Source organism: Cysteiniphilum litorale (genome assembly GCF_003428165.1).
Lineage (GTDB): Bacteria > Pseudomonadota > Gammaproteobacteria > Francisellales > Francisellaceae > Caedibacter > Caedibacter litoralis.
This window is the reverse complement of the sequence record NZ_QLIQ01000149.1, coordinates 1-903: the sequence shown is the minus strand read 5'-3', so window position 1 is coordinate 903 and position 903 is coordinate 1. Positions and strand designations below refer to the sequence as shown.

2 protein-coding genes are annotated in these 903 nt (G+C 37.0%); both read right to left on the bottom strand.

Annotated features, from left to right (window positions below; all coding sequences use genetic code 11):
- Window positions 1-211: 211 nt before the first annotated feature.
- A complete protein-coding gene (gene traL, locus DNJ75_RS14980) occupies window positions 212-553 on the bottom strand; it encodes a type IV conjugative transfer system protein TraL (protein ID WP_117004202.1) in 342 nt (113 codons plus the stop codon).
- The gene (locus tag DNJ75_RS14975; protein WP_150468860.1) at window positions 525-857 is read right to left on the bottom strand and encodes a hypothetical protein; all 333 of its coding nucleotides are present in this window, start codon (window positions 855-857) and stop codon (window positions 525-527) included. The genes traL and DNJ75_RS14975 overlap by 29 nt, the downstream gene beginning before the upstream one ends.
- Window positions 858-903 lie beyond the last annotated feature (46 nt).

Below are 903 nucleotides of genomic sequence, written 5' to 3'. Positions count from 1 at the left end.
AAACCAACGACATAAAAATAAAGCCTAGCTTAAGCCAACGATTAACGTACTGACCCAAGGACTGACCCAATTGATGATGTGATGCGTCCATAAACGCTCCTTGCTTTTTTTATCTGTTTTATTTTTTATTTGTTCTATTTTTTCATACTTTTGATGATTCTTATGATTATTGCAGCATGAGATTGTCCAAATTTAGGTCAAATTAACACCATTAATGCAACCAGAAACGTAAAGACGGCGAGATTGTCTTTTTAAATATCAGTTTTGAAATGGGTTGACCTAAAAACCAATACATCGCAATCGCTAAAAACTGCGCACTGCGATAACGCTTTAATGTCTTTAAACCAAATATCCATCCCAATCCAATCACAAAACATAACGTTAAATTCCCTGAAATAACCCCCAATCCAATCACCAGAAAAGCAGGGATAATTTCATCCGTTGTACAACCCATAATTAAGCGCGGTTTGTTTAGGTATTTACTCACACGTGCAAAATCCTGATAATCCTCCTGATTGACCATATTAACCACCAAACCCAAGTGCACCCGCATTATAAACGCCCAAAATCGTTGCAACACCACCAAAAATAATCAGTGCCATTTTGATATTGCCCATAAAAAAGAAAATCGCAGAAACAATCAGTGCAATACCGCCCAATACAATCTGACCCCAACTGCCTGCACCAACCGCACTTTTAACTTCCGTTTCAATTTTTGTCTTATCAATCGCCGCCTCGCCCATCACCACAAATAACAACGACAGTAACACCGCAACCAATAAGGCAATACCCCACGACTTTAAAGATGCCCATGTTAACTGATCTTTTAAGGTTTGCTTAACTACTGATAACATCATATATCTCCTATTTTTTAATTTTTTATTGTTTTACTTTGTTTTAATG

What these genes read in the sequence shown, in the direction of transcription:
- traL (WP_117004202.1), bottom strand. Translation starts at nt 553, where the DNA reads ATGCGGGTGCACTTGGGTTTGGTGGTTAATATGGTCAATCAGGAGGAT.
- DNJ75_RS14975 (WP_150468860.1), bottom strand. Translation starts at nt 857, where the DNA reads ATGATGTTATCAGTAGTTAAGCAAACCTTAAAAGATCAGTTAACATGG.